This is a genomic window from Bacillus sp. SRI_025, from assembly GCF_057592095.1.
Window position 1 is genome coordinate 452,195 of record NZ_JBYEGB010000002.1, and the last position, 18,150, is coordinate 470,344.

Here is an 18,150-nt window from a genome sequence, read left to right on the forward strand (position 1 = left end):
GTTCTACTTTCTCTAGCTCGCTCATAGTGTAATTACTAGAAAGCGTGCTGGAGGGAGTAAATCATGAAAAAAAGACCCCGCCGTCCTCGACAGTTGGTCGTTGCGATTAATGGAACGAAAGTAGTCAAAAGCATTTTCTTATTTATTGCCTCTCTTGTTGTGGTGTTTGTGATGTCAGGGGCTTTAACATCTTTAAAACCTGAGCTGAGGCCGCAAGCCTCGTTATATGGTGTAGCAGATGAGCTCTCTGGCGCATTTTTTGCCACTTTAATGGGCATGGAAAACCAATATTTCGCCTCAGCAGTTCCAGAAGATCAAAAAGGATTTCATTTCTCTGGGCTGTCACTGAAGCTTGCAACCAGTATTAATTTAGAAGACCCGCGCAGTTTTCTAGGAAGAGAACTTCCAGGCTTTGAACATTTTGATACAAAAATCATCTTAGCGGGTGAAGGCACAGACTATACCAACATGCCAATGGAATCGCCGCCTCCGAGTGAAGTGATCCAAGATGAAAAAGAAGCAAATTTAGCTGAACTGGACAAGCTTGATGAAGATGGGCCGAAAAAGCCTGCCAAAGAACCGGACCGGTCAACAGGAAAACGAAAAGCTGTGTACATTTATCACACACATAATACGGAATCATATTTACCATTTTTAAAAGGAGAAACGAATCCAAATAATGCACGGCACTCAAAAGTGAATGTTACCCTTGTCGGCGACATGTTTGGAAAGGCACTTGATCAGCAAGGAATCGGCAATACAGTCGACAAAACGGAAATTGAAAAAAGACTCGTGAAAAAAGGATTAAAGTATCCGCAGTCTTATAATGAATCAAGATTGGTCGTGAAAGAAGCCTTAGCGAAAAATGATGACCTCGATTATTTAATTGATATTCACCGGGACTCAAGAAGAAAGAAAGATACGACTGTCGAAATCAATGGGAAGAAATATGCGAGAATTGCGTTTGTTGTAGGGAAGAAGAATCAAAGCTATGAGAAAAACTTAAAGCTTGCGACAGAGTTCCACCATTTGATGGAGAAAAAATATAAAGGTCTTAGTGTCGGCGTGTTTGCCAAAGGAGAAATTGGCGATAATGGAATCTATAATCAAGATTTATCTGACAAAGCCCTTCTTTTAGAATTTGGTGGAGTAGATAATAATATGGAAGAATTAAGAAATGCATCCAATGCAGCAGCTGATGTATTCAGCGACATTTTCTGGGACGCGGAAAAGGTGGACGGCAAAGCAAAGGATGAGAAAAAACGCTCTTAAGGTGGTGACGGGTATGGGCTCATTTATTGGAAAAACCATTATTTTAGGATTGGTCTTGCTGTTTGGTGTCTTTTTAGGAATGCAGCAAGCGAATAATGGCATGCTGCAAATGAAGGGCTACCATGATCCGCAATTAAAAGGAGCTTTCTCCATTCAAATGAACGATGATGAAGAAAAGGAAGCTTCTATCTTAGGAACGGCTGTTACAGAAAAGGATCTTGCCGAAAAACAAAAGCAGCTGGAGGAAATAGAAGGCTTTAATGCCTTTTCCAAAGCAGGAAAAGCCCTGTCTGATGGTATGACACATGCAGCCCGTTCTCTTTATGATTGGGTGAATGGGAAATAAACGAATTTCATGAGATATCACCCTTTTAATCAAAGCCGCTGACCGATAAGCGGCTTTTCTTGATTTCGATTGAATCTTTACAGCCCTATTGATATAATCTAACCTAGCGCAACCCGCGTTTTATAGTAGGAGTGATAGATTGTGACAGATAAAGAAAAACGATTAGAACGGCAATCAAGAATTCGAAATTTCTCCATTATCGCCCATATTGACCATGGGAAATCCACATTGGCGGACCGTATTTTGGAAAAAACAGCGGCGATTACTCAACGGGAAATGAAAGAACAATTACTTGATTCCATGGATTTAGAGCGTGAACGCGGCATAACGATTAAACTAAACTCTGTCCAGCTGAAGTATAAGGCGAAGGATGGAGAAGAATATATCATGCACCTGATTGATACACCAGGGCATGTCGACTTCACCTATGAGGTATCTCGAAGCCTAGCTGCCTGTGAGGGTGCGATTCTCGTAGTAGATGCAGCACAAGGAATTGAAGCACAGACACTTGCGAACGTTTATTTAGCTCTTGATAACAACTTAGAAATTCTTCCGATTATCAATAAAATCGATCTGCCGAGTGCAGAGCCTGAGCGTGTAAGAGAAGAAATTGAAGATGTCATCGGGTTGGATGCGTCTGAAGCTGTTCTCACCTCTGCTAAGGCGGGTATTGGAATCGAGGATATTTTAGAACAAATCGTTGAAAAGGTGCCAGCACCTGCTGGAGATCCAGAAGCACCACTTCAAGCCCTTATTTTTGATTCTCTTTACGATGCGTATCGCGGCGTTATTGCGTACATACGAATTGTTGAAGGAACCGTCAGACCTGGTCAGAAAATTAAAATGATGGCGACGGGGAAAGAATTTGAAGTTCTTGAAGTCGGCGTATTCACACCAAAAGCCATGCCAACAGATGAACTCACAGTTGGAGATGTTGGCTACTTAACCGCTGCGATTAAAAATGTCGGTGATACACGTGTAGGGGATACGATCACAAGTGCGGAAAACCCTGCGAAAGAAGCGCTGCCAGGATACAGAAAGCTAAACCCAATGGTATACTGCGGACTTTATCCGATTGATACAGCGAAATACAACGACTTACGTGAAGCGTTAGAAAAGCTTGAATTAAATGATTCTTCACTTCAATATGAGGCAGAGACATCCCAAGCACTTGGCTTCGGTTTCCGCTGCGGCTTCCTTGGAATGCTTCATATGGAAATCATCCAAGAACGGATTGAACGTGAATTTAAAATTGATCTGATTACGACAGCGCCAAGTGTTATTTATGATGTATATATGACAGATGGAGAAAAAATCGTCGTAGATAACCCGTCCAATCTGCCTGATCCGCAAAAGATTGAGCGAATTGAAGAACCATATGTAAAAGCAACAATGATGGTGCCGAACGATTATGTAGGCTCTGTGATGGAGCTTTGCCAAGGAAAGCGCGGAAATTTCATCGATATGCAGTATCTTGATGCGAACCGTGTGAGCATTGTGTACGAAATTCCTTTGGCAGAGATCGTATACGAATTCTTTGATCAGCTAAAGTCTAACACAAAAGGCTACGCGTCCTTTGATTATGAGCTGATTGGCTATCGTCCATCGACGCTGGTGAAGATGGATATCATGCTGAATGGCGAAAAAATTGATGCCCTTTCCTTTATTGTTCACCGCGATTATGCATATGAACGAGGCAAGATCATTGTAGAAAAGCTAAAAGAACTGATTCCACGCCAGCACTTTGAAGTGCCAGTTCAAGCAGCAATCGGTCAAAAAATCGTTGCTCGTTCCACCATTAAAGCGATGCGTAAAAACGTACTTGCCAAATGTTATGGTGGAGACATTTCCCGGAAAAGAAAGCTTCTTGAGAAGCAAAAAGAAGGGAAAAAGCGCATGAAGCAAGTGGGCTCTGTTGAAGTCCCGCAAGAAGCATTTATGGCCGTGCTGAAGATGGATGACAGCACACCGAAAAAATAACATCCTCAAGGCTGCTTGCTTTACAATGTTCGCCTTGACGTTTATAGTCGATAACAAACAAAGGCGCCGCAGCGATAAACTGCGGCTCTTTACCTGTAAAGAAGGTGTCATCAAATGAAAGCAGCATACATTCACATTCCATTTTGTGAGCACATTTGCCACTATTGTGATTTCAATAAATTTTTCATTAAAACGCAGCCAGTCGATGAATACTTAGCGGCTCTTGAAAAAGAGATGCAGCATACGATCGAACAAAAGGGCGAGCAGGAACTCAAGACGATTTTTATTGGCGGGGGAACCCCGACATCACTGACTGTCAGCCAGCTAGACAAGCTCATGAACAGCATTCACCGTGTATTAAAGCCGACAAAAAACCTGATTGAATTTGCAGTGGAAGCGAACCCAGATGAATTATCACTCGAGAAGCTGCATGTGTTAAAAGAAGCCGGTGTCAATCGGCTGAGTTTTGGCGTTCAAACCTTTGAAGACGATTTGCTCAAAAAAATCGGACGAGTTCATCAAAAAAAGGATGTCCTTACGTCCTTTGAGCGAGCTAGAGCGGTTGGATTTGACAATATTAGCCTCGATCTCATGTTTGGCTTGCCGCATCAAGAAAAGCATCATGTGATGAATTCACTTGAGACAGCTTTCTCGCTGGGGGCAGAGCATTATTCGGTTTACTCACTCATTGTCGAGCCGAAAACCGTTTTTTACAACTTAATGCAAAAGGGAAAACTTCATTTACCGCCGCAAGAACGTGAGGCTGAAATGTATGAGCTTGTGATGGATGAAATGGAGCGCCATGGATTAAAGCAGTACGAAATTAGCAATTACGCCAAACCTGGCTTTGAAAGTCAGCATAACCTGACCTATTGGAGCAATGAAGATTACTTCGGTTTTGGTGCAGGCGCACACGGGTATGTAAATGGCGTCCGAAATGTGAACGCAGGGCCGGTGAAGCATTATTTGGAGCTGATTGACCAAACAGGGTTCCCGTATAAGGAAACACATGAGGTCACAAAAGCAGAGCAAATAGAAGAAGAAATGTTTTTAGGTCTTCGAAAGATCGAAGGAGTGAAAAGTGCTGATTTCCAAGCAAAATATGGTACTGCACCAGAAGCACTTTTTCCCACTGTTCTTGAAGAATTAGAAGAAAAAGGCCTCATTGTAAAAGATGACATCGGGATCCGTTTAACAAGAAAAGGAAAATTGTTAGGGAATGAAGTATTTCAAGCGTTTCTCGGTGAGTTATAATTGACATTTTAATTTGAGTTTGGTAATTTTGTTTATACAATTAGCACTCGTTGAAAGAGAGTGCTAACAGGGGTGATGATGATGTTAACAAATCGTCAGCTTTTGATTCTGCAAGTCATCATTAATGACTTTATTCGTTCGGCGCAGCCAGTTGGATCAAGGACTCTTTCTAAAAAAGAAGACATTACATTCAGCTCTGCGACGATTAGAAACGAAATGGCTGATTTGGAGGAACTTGGTTTTATTGAAAAGACCCATTCTTCATCAGGAAGAATTCCTTCCGAAAAAGGATATCGTTATTATGTAGATCATTTGCTCTCTCCGCGAAAACTGTCGTCTAAAGAGCTTGTGCTCATCCAGTCGGCCTTTCAGGAGAAAATTTTTGAGCTGGAAAAGACAGTTCAAAAATCGGCGGAAATTTTATCAGATCTCACAAACTATACATCGATTGTGCTTGGTCCAAAGCTAAGTGAAAATCGATTAAAGCAAATTCAGCTTGTCCCTGTTCAGCCGAACAAAGCAGTGGCAATCATGATTACAGACAGCGGACATGTTGAAAACAAAACCATTACCTTCTCTGAGCATCTCGATGTCTCCGATATTGAGAAGCTGATGAATATTTTAAACAGCCGCCTAGCCGGAGTCCCGATGGATCAGCTGAAGGACAGAATGTATAAAGAAGTTGTGATGCTTCTTCGCACGCATTTAAAAGATTATGATCATATTTTAGATGCGCTCGGCAATACATTTACATCGACTCAAAATGAATCAAAACTTTTCTTTGGCGGGAAGATTAATATGTTGAATCAGCCGGAGTTTCATGACATTGACCGCATTCGTTCACTCATGATGCTTATTGAGCAAAAGAATGATGTCATGCAGCTGTTTCATCCAAATCAGCAAGGAATCACCATTAAAATCGGTTCAGAAAACAATTTGGAAGCGATGGAGAACTGCAGCTTAATCACAGCCACTTATTCGATTGATCAAAAATCACTCGGCTCCATTGCTGTCATCGGTCCAACCCGTATGGATTATGGCAGGGTTGTCAGTCTCTTGCATCATGTATCAAAAGACTTGTCAAACGCACTTTCCAATTTGTATGATGAGTAGGGTGATAAAAGATAGGGGCATAGCCCCTTCGTATTTTTGAATCTTTTGAGGGAGGTGAACACAATGTCAGAAGAAAAACAGACACCTGAGCAAGAAGCAGAGGTTGAAGCACAAGAAGAAGCAGTTCAAGCAGATACTGAGGAAGTAACACATGATGAACAGTCTGCCTTCCAAGAAAAAATCGATGAATTGCAGCAGCTTCTAGATGAAAAAGAGAACAAAATTCTGCGTGTTCAAGCAGATTTTGAAAACTATAAACGCCGTGCTCGAACTGAAGTGGAGACCGTGCAAAAATATCGTTCTCAACATGTTGTCAGTGATCTTCTCCCAGCTCTTGATAACTTTGAAAGAGCGCTTGGAATTGATCCAGACAATGAGCAGACGAAAAGTTTGTTAGAAGGAATGCAAATGGTTTACCGCCAGCTGGTAGAAGCGTTGAAAAATGAAGGCGTTGAACCAATTGAAGCTGTCGGCAAAGAGTTCGATCCAAACCTTCATCAAGCCGTCATGCAAGTTGAAGATGAAAACTTCGATTCAAATATCGTTGTAGAAGAATTGCAAAAGGGCTATAAACTCAAAGATCGAGTTATTCGTCCATCAATGGTAAAAGTAAATCAATAACTACATAATGGGAGGTCATCGAATATGAGTAAAATCATTGGGATTGACTTAGGAACAACAAACTCATGTGTTGCAGTACTTGAAGGCGGCGAGCCAAAAGTCATTGCAAACGCTGAAGGAGCACGTACAACACCATCTGTTGTCGCTTTTAAAAACGGAGAGCGCCAAGTGGGTGAAGTAGCAAAACGTCAATCAATTACAAACCCAAACACAATCATGTCTGTTAAAAGACATATGGGTACAGATTATAAAGTAGAAGTTGAAGGCAAGAACTATACACCGCAGGAAATCTCTGCAATCATTCTTCAACACCTTAAATCTTACGCTGAAAGCTATCTTGGTGAAGAAGTAACAAAAGCAGTTATCACTGTTCCTGCTTACTTCAACGATGCAGAACGTCAAGCAACGAAAGATGCTGGTAAAATTGCCGGTCTTGAAGTAGAACGTATCATCAACGAACCAACAGCAGCTGCACTTGCGTATGGTTTAGATAAAACAGATGAAGATCAAACGATCCTTGTATACGACCTTGGCGGCGGTACATTTGACGTGTCAGTACTTGAACTTGGAGACGGCGTCTTTGAAGTGCGCTCAACTGCTGGGGACAACCGTCTAGGTGGAGACGATTTTGACCAAGTCATCATTGATCACCTAGTGGCTGAATTCAAAAAAGAAAATGGCATTGATCTTTCTAAAGATAAAATGGCGCTTCAGCGTTTAAAAGATGCTGCTGAAAAAGCGAAAAAAGATCTTTCTGGTGTATCTTCTACACAAATTTCACTGCCATTTATCACAGCTGGAGAAGCAGGACCTCTTCACCTTGAATTAACGTTAACGCGTGCTAAATTCGAAGAGCTTTCTGCAGATCTTGTAGAGCGTACAATGACACCAGTACGTCAATCACTAAAAGATGCTGGTTTATCTGCTAGCGAGATTGATAAAGTCATCCTTGTAGGTGGATCAACTCGTATTCCTGCAGTCCAAGAAGCAATCAAAAAAGAAACAGGCAAAGAGCCTCATAAAGGTGTAAACCCTGATGAAGTTGTTGCACTTGGTGCAGCGATCCAAGGTGGAGTGATCACAGGAGATGTCAAAGACGTTGTTCTTCTTGACGTAACACCACTTTCTTTAGGAATTGAAACAATGGGCGGCGTGTTCACGAAGCTGATTGAACGTAATACAACAATTCCAACAAGTAAATCTCAAGTATTCTCAACGGCTGCTGACAACCAAACAGCTGTAGATATCCATGTCTTGCAAGGTGAGCGCCCAATGGCTGCAGATAACAAAACATTAGGCCGCTTCCAATTGACTGATATCCCGCCAGCACCACGCGGCGTACCACAAATTGAAGTATCATTTGATATCGATAAAAACGGTATTGTCAACGTACGTGCGAAAGATATGGGTACAGGCAAAGAGCAAAACATCACAATCAAATCTTCTTCAGGTCTTTCTGATGATGAGATCGAAAAAATGGTCAAAGAAGCAGAAGAAAATGCTGAAGCAGATGCGAAGAAAAAAGAAGAAATCGAAGTGCGCAACGAAGCAGATCAATTAGTGTTTACAACTGAAAAAACATTAAAAGATCTAGAAGGCAAAATCGATGAAGAGCAAGTGAAAAAAGCAAACGACGCGAAAGATGCACTAAAAGCTGCGATCGAAAAAGGCGAGTTTGAAGACATCAAAGCGAAAAAAGATGAGCTGCAAACAATCGTTCAAGAATTAACGACAAAGCTCTATGAAGAAGCTGCAAAACAAGCACAAGCTCAGCAAGAAGGCGCTGAAGGTGCTCAAAAAGCAGATGACAATGTAGTGGATGCAGAATACGAAGAAGTAAACGACGATCAAGAGAAAAAATAATCACCTTTACTTTTGAAAAAGACTGCTGAAACGTACTCGTCAGAAAGTCAAAGTCAGGATCTCTTGGCTTTGACTTTTTTTCTTTTCAACGATGAAAGGAATTGAAAAAAGTTAAATCAAAATGATACAATCGTATTTATGTGAGAAAATCGGGAGTGTGAAGAGATGAGTAAGCGTGATTACTATGAAGTGCTTGGCGTAAGTAAGAGCGCCTCAAAGGACGAAATCAAAAAGGCATACCGCAAGCTTTCAAAAAAGTATCACCCTGATATTAATAAAGAAGCTGGCTCAGATGAGAAATTCAAAGAAGTAAAAGAAGCCTATGAAACCCTTTCTGATGATCAAAAGCGTTCGCATTATGACCAGTTCGGTCATACCGATCCAAACCAAGGCTTTGGCGGTGGCGGTTTTGGTGGAGGAGGAGACTTTGGCGGCTTCGGCGGCTTTGATGACATCTTCTCTAGTATTTTTGGCGGCGGAGCGAGAAGAAGAGATCCAAATGCACCGCGCCAAGGAGCGGACCTGCAATATACAATGACGCTTTCATTCGAAGAAGCGGCATTTGGGAAAGAAGCAACGATCGAGATTCCCCGCGAGGAATCATGTGAAACATGTCATGGATCAGGTGCAAAGCCTGGTACGCAGGCGAAAACTTGTTCACATTGCGGCGGTTCTGGTCAATTAAATGTTGAACAGTCAACCCCATTTGGTAAAGTGGTCAACCGCAGAGTATGTAACTACTGCAGCGGAACAGGGAAACAAATTGATCATAAATGTTCAACATGCGGCGGATCTGGCAAAGTGCGCAAGCGTAAGAAAATTAACGTGACGATCCCTGCAGGTGTTGATGATGGCCAGCAGCTCAGAGTATCTGGTCAAGGTGAACCAGGTGTAAATGGAGGACCTCCAGGCGATCTATTCGTTGTATTCCATGTGCGTGCGCATGAATTCTTCGAACGTGATGGAGATGACATTTACTGCGAGATGCCGCTCACCTTTGCCCAAGCTGCATTAGGTGACGAAATTGAAGTGCCGACATTACACGGAAAAGTAAAATTAAAAGTTCCTGCTGGCACTCAAACTGGCACGAAGTTTAGACTTAAAGGAAAAGGTGTGAAAAATGTACGCGGCTACGGCCAAGGCGATCAGCATATCGTTGTACGTGTCGTCACACCGACAAATTTAACAGACAATCAAAAAGATATCATTAGAAAATTTGCTGAAGTGAGCGGAAATAAACCGGACGAACAAGAAATGAGCTTTTTCGATAAGGTAAAACGCGCATTTAAAGGCGAGTAAGACGGATAAGGAGTTGGTAGTATTGAAGTGGTCAGAAATTAGCGTCCATACAACAAATGAAGCGGTGGAACCGATCACCAATATTTTGCATGAAGCAGGTGCAAGTGGTGTCGTGATTGAGGACCCGCTTGATTTAGTCAAGGAACGTGAAAATGTATACGGTGAGATCTACCAGCTCGATCCGAATGACTATCCGGATGAAGGTGTCATTGTCAAAGCCTATCTTCCAATGAACAGCTTTTTGATGGAAACGGTAGATGAGATCAAAGAAGCCATCAACAATCTTCTTCTATACGATATTGACCTTGGACGCAATACACTGTCAATTTGTGAAGTAAATGAAGAAGAATGGGCCACCGCATGGAAGAAATACTATCATCCTGTGAAAATTTCTGAAAAATTCACCATCGTTCCAACGTGGGAAGAATATACACCGGTTCATTCTGATGAACTGATTATTGAAATGGACCCAGGAATGGCATTTGGAACAGGTACGCATCCCACAACCGTCCTTTGTATTCAGGCGCTTGAGCGCTATGTAAAGGAAAACGATACGGTGATTGATGTTGGAACAGGCTCTGGGATTTTAAGTGTGGCAGCAGCGATGCTTGGTGCAAAAGACATTCAAGCCTTTGATCTCGACACCGTTGCGGTAGAAAGTGCGAAGCAAAACATCGAACTAAATGGTGTAAGTGACCAAGTGACGGTCAAACAAAACAACTTGCTTGATGGGATTTCAGGTGAGCGTGATGTGATTGTCGCCAACATTCTGGCAGAAGTGATTTTGCGCTTTACAGATCAAGCCTATGACCTATTGAAGAAAGATGGCTATTTCATTACATCAGGCATCATTGGACAAAAGAAATTACAAGTCAAAACAGCATTAGAAGAAGCAGGTTTTGATATTGTTGAAGTGCTGTCAATGGAAGATTGGGTCAGCATTATAGCGAAAAAATAAAGCGAGTAGGTGTCAGGACACGTATGCAACGATATTTTATCGACCTCACGAAAGAAGAAGTTATTGCAAAGGGAGCCATCGTCATAAAAGGTGAAGATGTACATCATCTTTCCAATGTCATGCGGATGAAAGCAGGGCAGGAAATCCTTTGTTTAACGACAGACGGCTTTGAAGCGCTCAGTAAAATTGATACAATAACAAAGGAAGAAGTGATTTGTCACCTTGAAAGCTGGACAAATCAGGACAGAGAACTTCCGATTCGGGTGACGATCGCAAGCGGTCTTCCAAAAGGAGATAAGCTTGAGCTCATTATCCAAAAAGGCACAGAGCTTGGCGCAAGTGCTTTTATCCCATTTCAAGCGGCTCGTTCTATTACAAAGCTAGACCAAAAAAAGTCACATAAAAAACGAGAGCGCTGGGAGAAAATCGCGAAAGAAGCAGCAGAGCAGTCCTACCGGAATATCATTCCGCGTGTTTATTCAGTATCAACGTTTAAAGAGCTGACGCAATTAGCTGGTGAATTCGATAAATGTGTCGTTGCATACGAAGAATCATCGAAAGAAGGAGAGCAAAGCCGCTTTCAAACTGTGCTTCAACAGATGAAAGGCGGACAAACCTTGCTAGTGGTTTTTGGCCCTGAAGGCGGTTTGGCAGAAAAGGAGATTGAAGAGCTTGAAACGCTTGGTGCAGTCATTTGCGGGCTCGGACCACGCATTTTAAGAACGGAAACCGCTCCTTTATACGCGCTTTCCGCTATATCTTATCAAACAGAGTTATTAAGAGGTGAATCATGATGGGAACAGTAGCGTTCCATACACTTGGCTGTAAGGTCAACCACTATGAAACAGAGGCGATCTGGCAGCTGTTTAAAGAAGCTGGCTATGAAAGAAAAGAGTATGAATCAAAAGCAGACGTATATGTCATTAATACATGTACGGTCACGAATACAGGCGATAAGAAAAGCCGCCAAGTCATTAGAAGAGCCATTCGTCATAACCCGGATGGTGTCATTTGTGTAACCGGCTGCTATGCGCAAACATCTCCAGCAGAAATCATGGCGATTCCTGGTGTTGATATTGTGGTTGGAACACAGGATAGACATAAATTACTAGGTTATATAGAAGAATACCGCAGAGAAAGACAGCCGATTAACGGGGTTGGCAACATCATGAAAGCACGTGTGTTTGAAGAACTTGATGTTCCTGCCTTTACAGACAGAACGCGCGCTTCATTAAAAATCCAAGAAGGCTGTAACAACTTCTGTACATTCTGCATTATTCCTTGGGCACGCGGCCTTCTTCGTTCTCGCGATCCAGAAGAGGTCATCAATCAAGCGCAGCAGCTTGTTGATGCAGGCTATAAAGAAATTGTGCTTACAGGTATTCACACAGGCGGATACGGAGAAGACTTAAAGGATTATAACTTTGCGAAGCTTCTGAGAGAATTAGATGAACGTGTTATTGGCTTAAAACGAATCCGTATCTCATCTATTGAAGCTAGTCAAATTACAGATGAAGTGATTGAAGTGCTGGATCAGTCAGATAAAATTGTCAGACACTTACACATCCCGCTTCAATCTGGCTCAAATACTGTGCTAAAAAGAATGCGCCGTAAATATACGATGGAATTCTTTGCAGAGCGTTTAACAAAGCTGAAAAAAGCATTGCCAGGACTTGCTGTCACCTCTGATGTAATCGTAGGATTCCCTGGGGAAACAGAAGAAGAATTCTTGGAAACGTACAATTTTGTCAAAGACCATCAATTCTCTGAGCTGCACGTATTCCCTTACAGCAAACGTACAGGCACGCCAGCTGCAAGAATGGAAGATCAAGTGGATGAAAATGTGAAAAACGAACGTGTCCACCGTTTGATCGCTCTTTCTGACCAGCTTGCGAAAGAGTATGCATCTGTATATGAAGGTGATGTGCTAGAAATTATTCCGGAAGAATCCTTCAAGGAGCAAGAAGGAAACCACAATCTTTATGTTGGTTATACTGATAACTATATGAAGGTTGTTTTTGAAGGAACAGAGGACATGATCGGACGTCTGGTCAAAGTGAAAATTACGAAAGCGGGTTACCCTTATAACGAAGGACAATTCGTTCGCATCAGCGATGATGTGCAGCCAGACAAAGTGAGAATGACCTCATAATAGATAAAAAAACCGGCAGCCAAAAGGGCAAGCCGGTTTCTTTTATTTTGACTGATTCGGCATGAGACACAAGATCAATGCGTGAAAAGGGCGTATGAACGGCAAGAAGAGGAGAGAGCTTGCCACATTAAACAGCAGGCTGAAATGCGCAATCTGCTGGGCGGGTGAGCTTGCGAGAAGGGCGACAACCTCTGTGATCAGGGCGAGAAACGGAAGGCATATAAGAACACCGAGCACATTAAACACGACGTGTGCATAAGCCGTTTGACGTGCTGCGTAGCCGCCAGATATCGCAGCCATCACAGCCGTAATACATGTCCCGATATTGGAACCTAACACAAAGCTGATGCCTTCCTGAAGTGCCACAGTTCCCTCATTCATAAATCCCATTAAAATGCCGATACAGACGGAGCTCGAATGAACAATCGCTGTGAAAATGGTACCCGAAAGCAGCGCTGTCCAGTCTGAATGCTGCATCATTTCAAGAAAACGCAATGTCTCAGGCTGACTTGTCATCATCCCTGCAATTTTTGAAAAGCCTTGTATGCAAAAAAAGATCATCCCGAGCCCAAATAAACTTTTTCCTGCATGTCTAAAAGATGTTCTGCCAAAAAGGATGCATACAAGACCGATTATGATCAAAACCCACATGAAGACATCCATTTTAATAGCGATAAATTCTGTCGTAAACGTGGAGCCGATATTGGTTCCAAGAATCATAGGGATCGATTTTTTAAAAGAGAGAATGCCTGTACTGACAAAGCCGATGACGATGACCATAAACGCCGAACTGCTTTGTAGAACCCCTGTAAACACAATGCTGACCAAGAATGCTTTGACCGGGTGATCTGTAAAGAGAAGAAGTGATTTCTCAATACGAGAGGACGCAAGCGCCATTAATCCTTTTCTCAGCAAACCCATTGACCATAAAAAAATGAAAATAAGTGCACAAAAATAAATGATCGCCATCATAGAAAAGTCCTCCTCTTACCAATGAATATATGGACTTGTCTACCTGCTCATGACGAAAATATATTTCCAAATCACTTAGTTGACCTCACACAAGGCTTATATTATAATGACTAGGTACATGTTTTGCATGTATATCTTTTTTTAATGCAGTCGATTGGTGTATTCGGAGGGAGGGAAAGAGAATGTCAAAAACGGTCGTTAGAAAAAACGAATCGCTTGAAGATGCTCTTCGTCGCTTTAAACGCAGTGTATCCAAAACTGGAACATTGCAAGAAGCAAGAAAGCGTGAATTTTATGAAAAGCCTAGCGTAAAGCGCAAGAAAAAGTCTGAAGCTGCTAGAAAACGTAAATTCTAAAGAGGGTGGATTTTATGAGTCTTCTTGAGCAATTAAATTCTGATATGAAGCTTATGATGAAAAACCGTGAGAAAGACAAGCTTGTTGTCATTCGTATGGTAAAGGCTTCGCTGCAAAATGAAGCAATTAAGCTTAAGAAAGACAGTTTGACCGGCGATGAGGAACTAACCGTCCTTTCCCGCGAGATTAAGCAACGTAAAGACTCCCTCCATGAATTTTCGAAAGCTAATCGCTTAGATTTAGTAGATAAAGTTCAAAAAGAGATTGACATCTTAGACGTTTATTTACCTGAACAGCTTTCTGAAGAAGAACTGCAAACGATCGTGAAAGAAACGATCGCTGAAACAGGTGCTTCCTCAAAGGCTGACATGGGTAAAGTGATGAGCGCTATTATGCCAAAAGTAAAAGGTAAAGCTGATGGAGCTGTCATTAACAGACTTGTCAGCGAGCAGCTGTCTCAATAAAAAAGTATCCTTCTATTGTTAGAAGGGTACTTTTTTTATGCCCTCATGATTCTGTCATATAAAAATGAAACCTATGATACATTTGTAACGTATGTAAAGGAACAGTAAAATGGAAGAAAGAGAGGAGGGATCACCAAATAGATGAAAAAAATAAAAATTTCTATTGCTCTCTTCAGTTGTTTTATAATATGCTTGTTATTAGGGGTTCAATTGACCGCGAAATCAGCAGATCAGAAAGTTCATGTTATCCCAATTGAAGATACAGTAGAAAAAGGACTTTCTAAATTCATTGAACGATCGTTTGAGCAGGCAAAGGCGGAACGGGCGAAGCATATTATTCTCGACATCAATACACCGGGTGGTGCAGTCGATGCAGCGCTTGAGATCGCAGATACCATCCGCGCTTCCGATATCCCAGTGACAGCGTTTGTCAATCATAGAGCGCTTTCAGCCGGGGCATTCATCGCGCTAAATGCCGATCAAATTTATATGACCCCGAATGGAAAGATGGGGGCTGCTGCGATCATTGATGGAGAAGGCAATGCTGCCGATCAAAAATCTGAATCTCTATGGCTTGCTGAAATGAGTGATGCTGCCGAAAAGCAGGGGCGTGATCCAAAGTATGCTCTTGCCATGGCGGATGTAGATATAGACGCAAAAGAAGCCGGTGCACCAAAAGGGGAATTGCTCACCTTTAACACAGATCGGGCGCTTCAATTCGGGTATGCAGAAGGTGAAGCGAAAAATATGGATGACTTGCTTCAGAAGCTGAAATTAACAGACGCTTCTGTTCAATACGATGAAGTGAGCTTTGCTGAAAAGGTTGCGCGTTTTCTTACGCACCCAATCGTCATTCCGATCCTTTTATCCATTGCAAGCTTAGGATTAATTGTTGAGCTCTATTCTCCTGGCTTTGGAGTCCCGGGCACCATGGGAGTGACAGCGCTTCTTCTATTCTTTTATGGTCATCTCGTGGCAGGTTTTGCAGGATATGAGACATTGTTCCTGTTTTTAGCAGGGATTGCACTCATCATTCTGGAATTGTTTTTGCCAGGGGGAATCGTAGGTGTCATTGGACTGATCTGTGTCGTTGTCAGCTTATTTTTAGCAGCTGGAAGCTTTACAGAAATGGCGATTTCCATCTTGATTGCCACTGCTGTTTCAATCATAGCAGTTATTTTATTGACAAAGGTGTTGGGGAAACGTATGAAATTCTTTAAAAAGTTCATTTTAACCGATTCAACCAATAAGGAAAGCGGTTATGTCTCAAATGAAACAAGAGAAGATCTTGTTGGACAAATCGCAGTGACAGCAACTGCACTTCGTCCATCTGGTACGATCGTATTCGGAGATGAGCGCATTGATGTTGTGTCAGAAGGTGCATTTATCGATAAGGATGAGCAAGTAAAAATTGTGAAAGCGGAAGGCTCACGCATTGTCGTGAGGAAAGTATAGATATACTGATTTTAGAGGAGGAATAAAATGGATCCATCTACTTTACTATTATTTGTGATTATCGCAGCAGGTTTGATTGTTCTTTCGATCTTTTTCACCTTTGTACCGGTGATGCTGTGGATTTCTGCCCTAGCGGCTGGCGTAAAAGTGAGCATTTTTACACTTGTAGGAATGAGACTGCGCCGAGTCATTCCAAACCGAGTAGTCAACCCGCTCATCAAAGCACATAAAGCAGGTCTTGATGTGACGATTAACCAGCTGGAGAGCCACTATCTTGCAGGTGGTAACGTGGACAGAGTTGTGAACGCATTAATTGCAGCTCAACGCGCGAATATCGAATTGAACTTTGCCCGCTGTGCAGCCATCGACCTAGCAGGACGTGATGTACTAGAAGCAGTTCAAATGAGTGTAAACCCTAAAGTCATTGAAACACCATTTATCTCTGGTGTTGCGATGGACGGGATTGAAGTCAAAGCAAAAGCACGTATTACAGTTCGTGCAAACATCGACCGTCTTGTCGGTGGTGCAGGGGAAGAAACAATTATTGCCCGTGTAGGTGAAGGGATTGTCTCGACAATCGGTTCATCAGATAATCATAAAAAGGTTCTTGAGAATCCTGATATGATTTCTCAAACGGTTCTTGGTAAAGGATTAGATTCAGGTACTGCATTTGAAATTCTCTCGATTGATATCGCAGATGTGGATATCGGTAAGAATATCGGGGCGATTCTGCAAACAGACCAAGCAGAAGCAGACAAAAACATTGCACAAGCGAAAGCAGAAGAACGCCGCGCAATGGCTGTTGCACAAGAGCAAGAGATGCGTGCGAAAGTTGAAGAAATGCGCGCGAAAGTTGTAGAAGCAGAGGCAGAAGTACCACTTGCAATGGCTGAAGCATTACGTGAAGGCAATATTGGTGTCATGGACTACATGAATATTAAAAATATCGATGCTGATACGGATATGAGAGATTCATTTGGTAAAATGACAAAAGGTCCATCTGATAATGAAAACAAATAAGCATCCTCTCACGCTTTAAGGAGGGAGCCCATTGGACATTCTATTTGAAAATCCGCTACTAATTGCGATTATCATCGGTATCATCTCTGCCGTCTTTGGGAAGATCGGCAAACAAGAGGAGAACGAAGAGCAGAATCAGCAAAAGAAGCCCGCTCCTCAGCGTAAGCAGGTGCCCCAAAAACAAACAAAGCAAACAAGTCCAGATCCAGTCGTGACGGATCAGCTGGACGATTTCGGTGATGTACATGATCATGGCGGGATGAAGAAAAAAACTTCTCAGTCCTTACAAGATCGCTATACGGCTACACTTGCCGAAATGGAAGAAAGAAAAAACGAGCTGAACAAAGAGTTCCAATCGCTTGAAAGAGAGCTGACAAGGCCAAAGGCTGCATCTGCTGAAGTGAGGCCAAAAGTCATTGAGAAGCTGAACCAAGATACAATTGTTCAAGGAATGATCCTTGGAGAAGTATTTGGAGAGCCGCGCGCGAAAAAGCCGCACAGAACGATGAAACGGCCATATAAAAGATAAAGAAGAAAGTCCCCTTCAAAAAAGGGGGCTTTTTTTGTCTGATAACGATTTTTCATAAAGAAAATGCTGAAACGGCTGTTTTACGGGATTCATTAGCATGATATGAACCCCTGAGGAATAGGATGATATAGAGGCTTTCTCATCAGTCTCACCATCTTTCAGTTTGATCTCATACACATGAGGTGGGAAGGGGTTCTTATTGAATGGGAAAAAGAAAAAATCGACTTAAAGCATGGCTGACAAGAACACTTGAAATCCCTCCAGACGTGATGATGGATCTTCCCCGTATTACGATGGTTGGCAGACTCCACATTTACATAGAGAACCATAAAGGGCTTTTGCTTTTCAGTGATCAAGAGGTAAGGCTGATGCTCAAACAGGGACAATGCATTATTTCAGGGAAAGATTTTGTGATTAAAACGATTTTGCCAGAAGAGATTTTATTGGAAGGGAAAATCGATGAGGTCCGTTATATTGATTCTTAACTGACGGAGGG

Annotated in this window: 18 protein-coding genes; 17 read left to right on the forward strand and 1 reads right to left on the reverse strand. The window is 42.2% G+C overall.

Translation table 11 applies throughout. The annotated features are described in order from the left end of the window. Nucleotides 1-63 precede the first annotated feature (63 nt). From AC20OE_RS07230 to mtaB, 11 genes are all read left to right on the forward strand, one after another. On the forward strand, nucleotides 64-1,272 hold the full coding sequence (locus AC20OE_RS07230) for a stage II sporulation protein P (protein ID WP_487268771.1): 1,209 nt from the start codon (nucleotides 64-66) through the stop codon (nucleotides 1,270-1,272). Between the two features lie 13 nt (nucleotides 1,273-1,285). Continuing rightward, a complete protein-coding gene (locus AC20OE_RS07235; protein WP_024427951.1) occupies nucleotides 1,286-1,618 on the forward strand; it encodes a YqxA family protein in 333 nt (110 codons plus the stop codon). A gap of 141 nt (nucleotides 1,619-1,759) precedes the next feature. Next, nucleotides 1,760-3,598, forward strand: coding sequence for a translation elongation factor 4 (lepA, locus tag AC20OE_RS07240; protein WP_024423038.1), 1,839 nt, complete (start codon nucleotides 1,760-1,762; stop codon nucleotides 3,596-3,598). Between the two features lie 114 nt (nucleotides 3,599-3,712). Continuing rightward, nucleotides 3,713-4,852: a radical SAM family heme chaperone HemW gene (gene hemW, locus AC20OE_RS07245; protein WP_487268772.1), complete on the forward strand. Its 1,140-nt coding sequence runs from the start codon at nucleotides 3,713-3,715 to the stop codon at nucleotides 4,850-4,852. A gap of 81 nt (nucleotides 4,853-4,933) precedes the next feature. After that, nucleotides 4,934-5,965: a heat-inducible transcriptional repressor HrcA gene (gene hrcA, locus AC20OE_RS07250; protein ID WP_003217350.1), complete on the forward strand. Its 1,032-nt coding sequence runs from the start codon at nucleotides 4,934-4,936 to the stop codon at nucleotides 5,963-5,965. 63 nt (nucleotides 5,966-6,028) lie between these two features. After that, the gene (grpE, locus tag AC20OE_RS07255; RefSeq protein ID WP_212043201.1) at nucleotides 6,029-6,586 is read left to right on the forward strand and encodes a nucleotide exchange factor GrpE; all 558 of its coding nucleotides are present in this window, start codon (nucleotides 6,029-6,031) and stop codon (nucleotides 6,584-6,586) included. Nucleotides 6,587-6,610: 24 nt separating this feature from the next. Then, on the forward strand, nucleotides 6,611-8,449 hold the full coding sequence (gene dnaK, locus AC20OE_RS07260; protein WP_047201915.1) for a molecular chaperone DnaK: 1,839 nt from the start codon (nucleotides 6,611-6,613) through the stop codon (nucleotides 8,447-8,449). 165 nt (nucleotides 8,450-8,614) lie between these two features. After that, complete coding sequence (gene dnaJ, locus AC20OE_RS07265) at nucleotides 8,615-9,748, forward strand: molecular chaperone DnaJ (protein WP_024427952.1); 1,134 nt, start codon at nucleotides 8,615-8,617, stop codon at nucleotides 9,746-9,748. Nucleotides 9,749-9,770: 22 nt separating this feature from the next. Continuing rightward, nucleotides 9,771-10,706, forward strand: a complete 936-nt coding sequence (gene prmA, locus AC20OE_RS07270; protein ID WP_024423032.1) for a 50S ribosomal protein L11 methyltransferase — start codon at nucleotides 9,771-9,773, stop codon at nucleotides 10,704-10,706. Between the two features lie 23 nt (nucleotides 10,707-10,729). After that, complete coding sequence (locus AC20OE_RS07275) at nucleotides 10,730-11,500, forward strand: 16S rRNA (uracil(1498)-N(3))-methyltransferase (RefSeq protein ID WP_212043199.1); 771 nt, start codon at nucleotides 10,730-10,732, stop codon at nucleotides 11,498-11,500. Next, nucleotides 11,500-12,858 carry a tRNA (N(6)-L-threonylcarbamoyladenosine(37)-C(2))-methylthiotransferase MtaB gene (gene mtaB / locus AC20OE_RS07280; protein WP_212040032.1) on the forward strand — a complete coding sequence of 453 codons (1,359 nt, stop codon included), beginning with the start codon at nucleotides 11,500-11,502 and terminating at the stop codon, nucleotides 12,856-12,858. The genes AC20OE_RS07275 and mtaB overlap by 1 nt, the downstream gene beginning before the upstream one ends. A 42-nt stretch (nucleotides 12,859-12,900) precedes the next feature. Here mtaB and AC20OE_RS07285 read toward each other — a convergent pair whose 3' ends face one another. Then, on the reverse strand, nucleotides 12,901-13,830 hold the full coding sequence (locus tag AC20OE_RS07285) for a Na/Pi symporter (protein ID WP_487268773.1): 930 nt from the start codon (nucleotides 13,828-13,830) through the stop codon (nucleotides 12,901-12,903). Between the two features lie 182 nt (nucleotides 13,831-14,012). Between AC20OE_RS07285 and rpsU the strand changes: the two genes are divergently transcribed. From rpsU to yqfC, 6 genes are all read left to right on the forward strand, one after another. Further along, complete coding sequence (rpsU, locus tag AC20OE_RS07290) at nucleotides 14,013-14,186, forward strand: 30S ribosomal protein S21 (RefSeq protein WP_003152957.1); 174 nt, start codon at nucleotides 14,013-14,015, stop codon at nucleotides 14,184-14,186. Nucleotides 14,187-14,200: 14 nt separating this feature from the next. Then, on the forward strand, nucleotides 14,201-14,650 hold the full coding sequence (locus AC20OE_RS07295) for a GatB/YqeY domain-containing protein (protein WP_041086254.1): 450 nt from the start codon (nucleotides 14,201-14,203) through the stop codon (nucleotides 14,648-14,650). A 141-nt stretch (nucleotides 14,651-14,791) separates the two neighbouring features. Next, a complete protein-coding gene (locus AC20OE_RS07300) occupies nucleotides 14,792-16,105 on the forward strand; it encodes an NfeD family protein (protein ID WP_058839062.1) in 1,314 nt (437 codons plus the stop codon). Between the two features lie 27 nt (nucleotides 16,106-16,132). Next, a complete protein-coding gene (floA, locus tag AC20OE_RS07305) occupies nucleotides 16,133-17,125 on the forward strand; it encodes a flotillin-like protein FloA (RefSeq protein ID WP_024423026.1) in 993 nt (330 codons plus the stop codon). 31 nt (nucleotides 17,126-17,156) lie between these two features. Further along, complete coding sequence (locus AC20OE_RS07310) at nucleotides 17,157-17,654, forward strand: hypothetical protein (RefSeq protein ID WP_487268774.1); 498 nt, start codon at nucleotides 17,157-17,159, stop codon at nucleotides 17,652-17,654. A gap of 203 nt (nucleotides 17,655-17,857) precedes the next feature. Further along, nucleotides 17,858-18,139 (forward strand): sporulation protein YqfC, encoded by a 282-nt coding sequence (yqfC, locus tag AC20OE_RS07315; RefSeq protein WP_012010618.1) that lies wholly within the window; start codon nucleotides 17,858-17,860, stop codon nucleotides 18,137-18,139. Nucleotides 18,140-18,150: the final 11 nt, after the last annotated feature.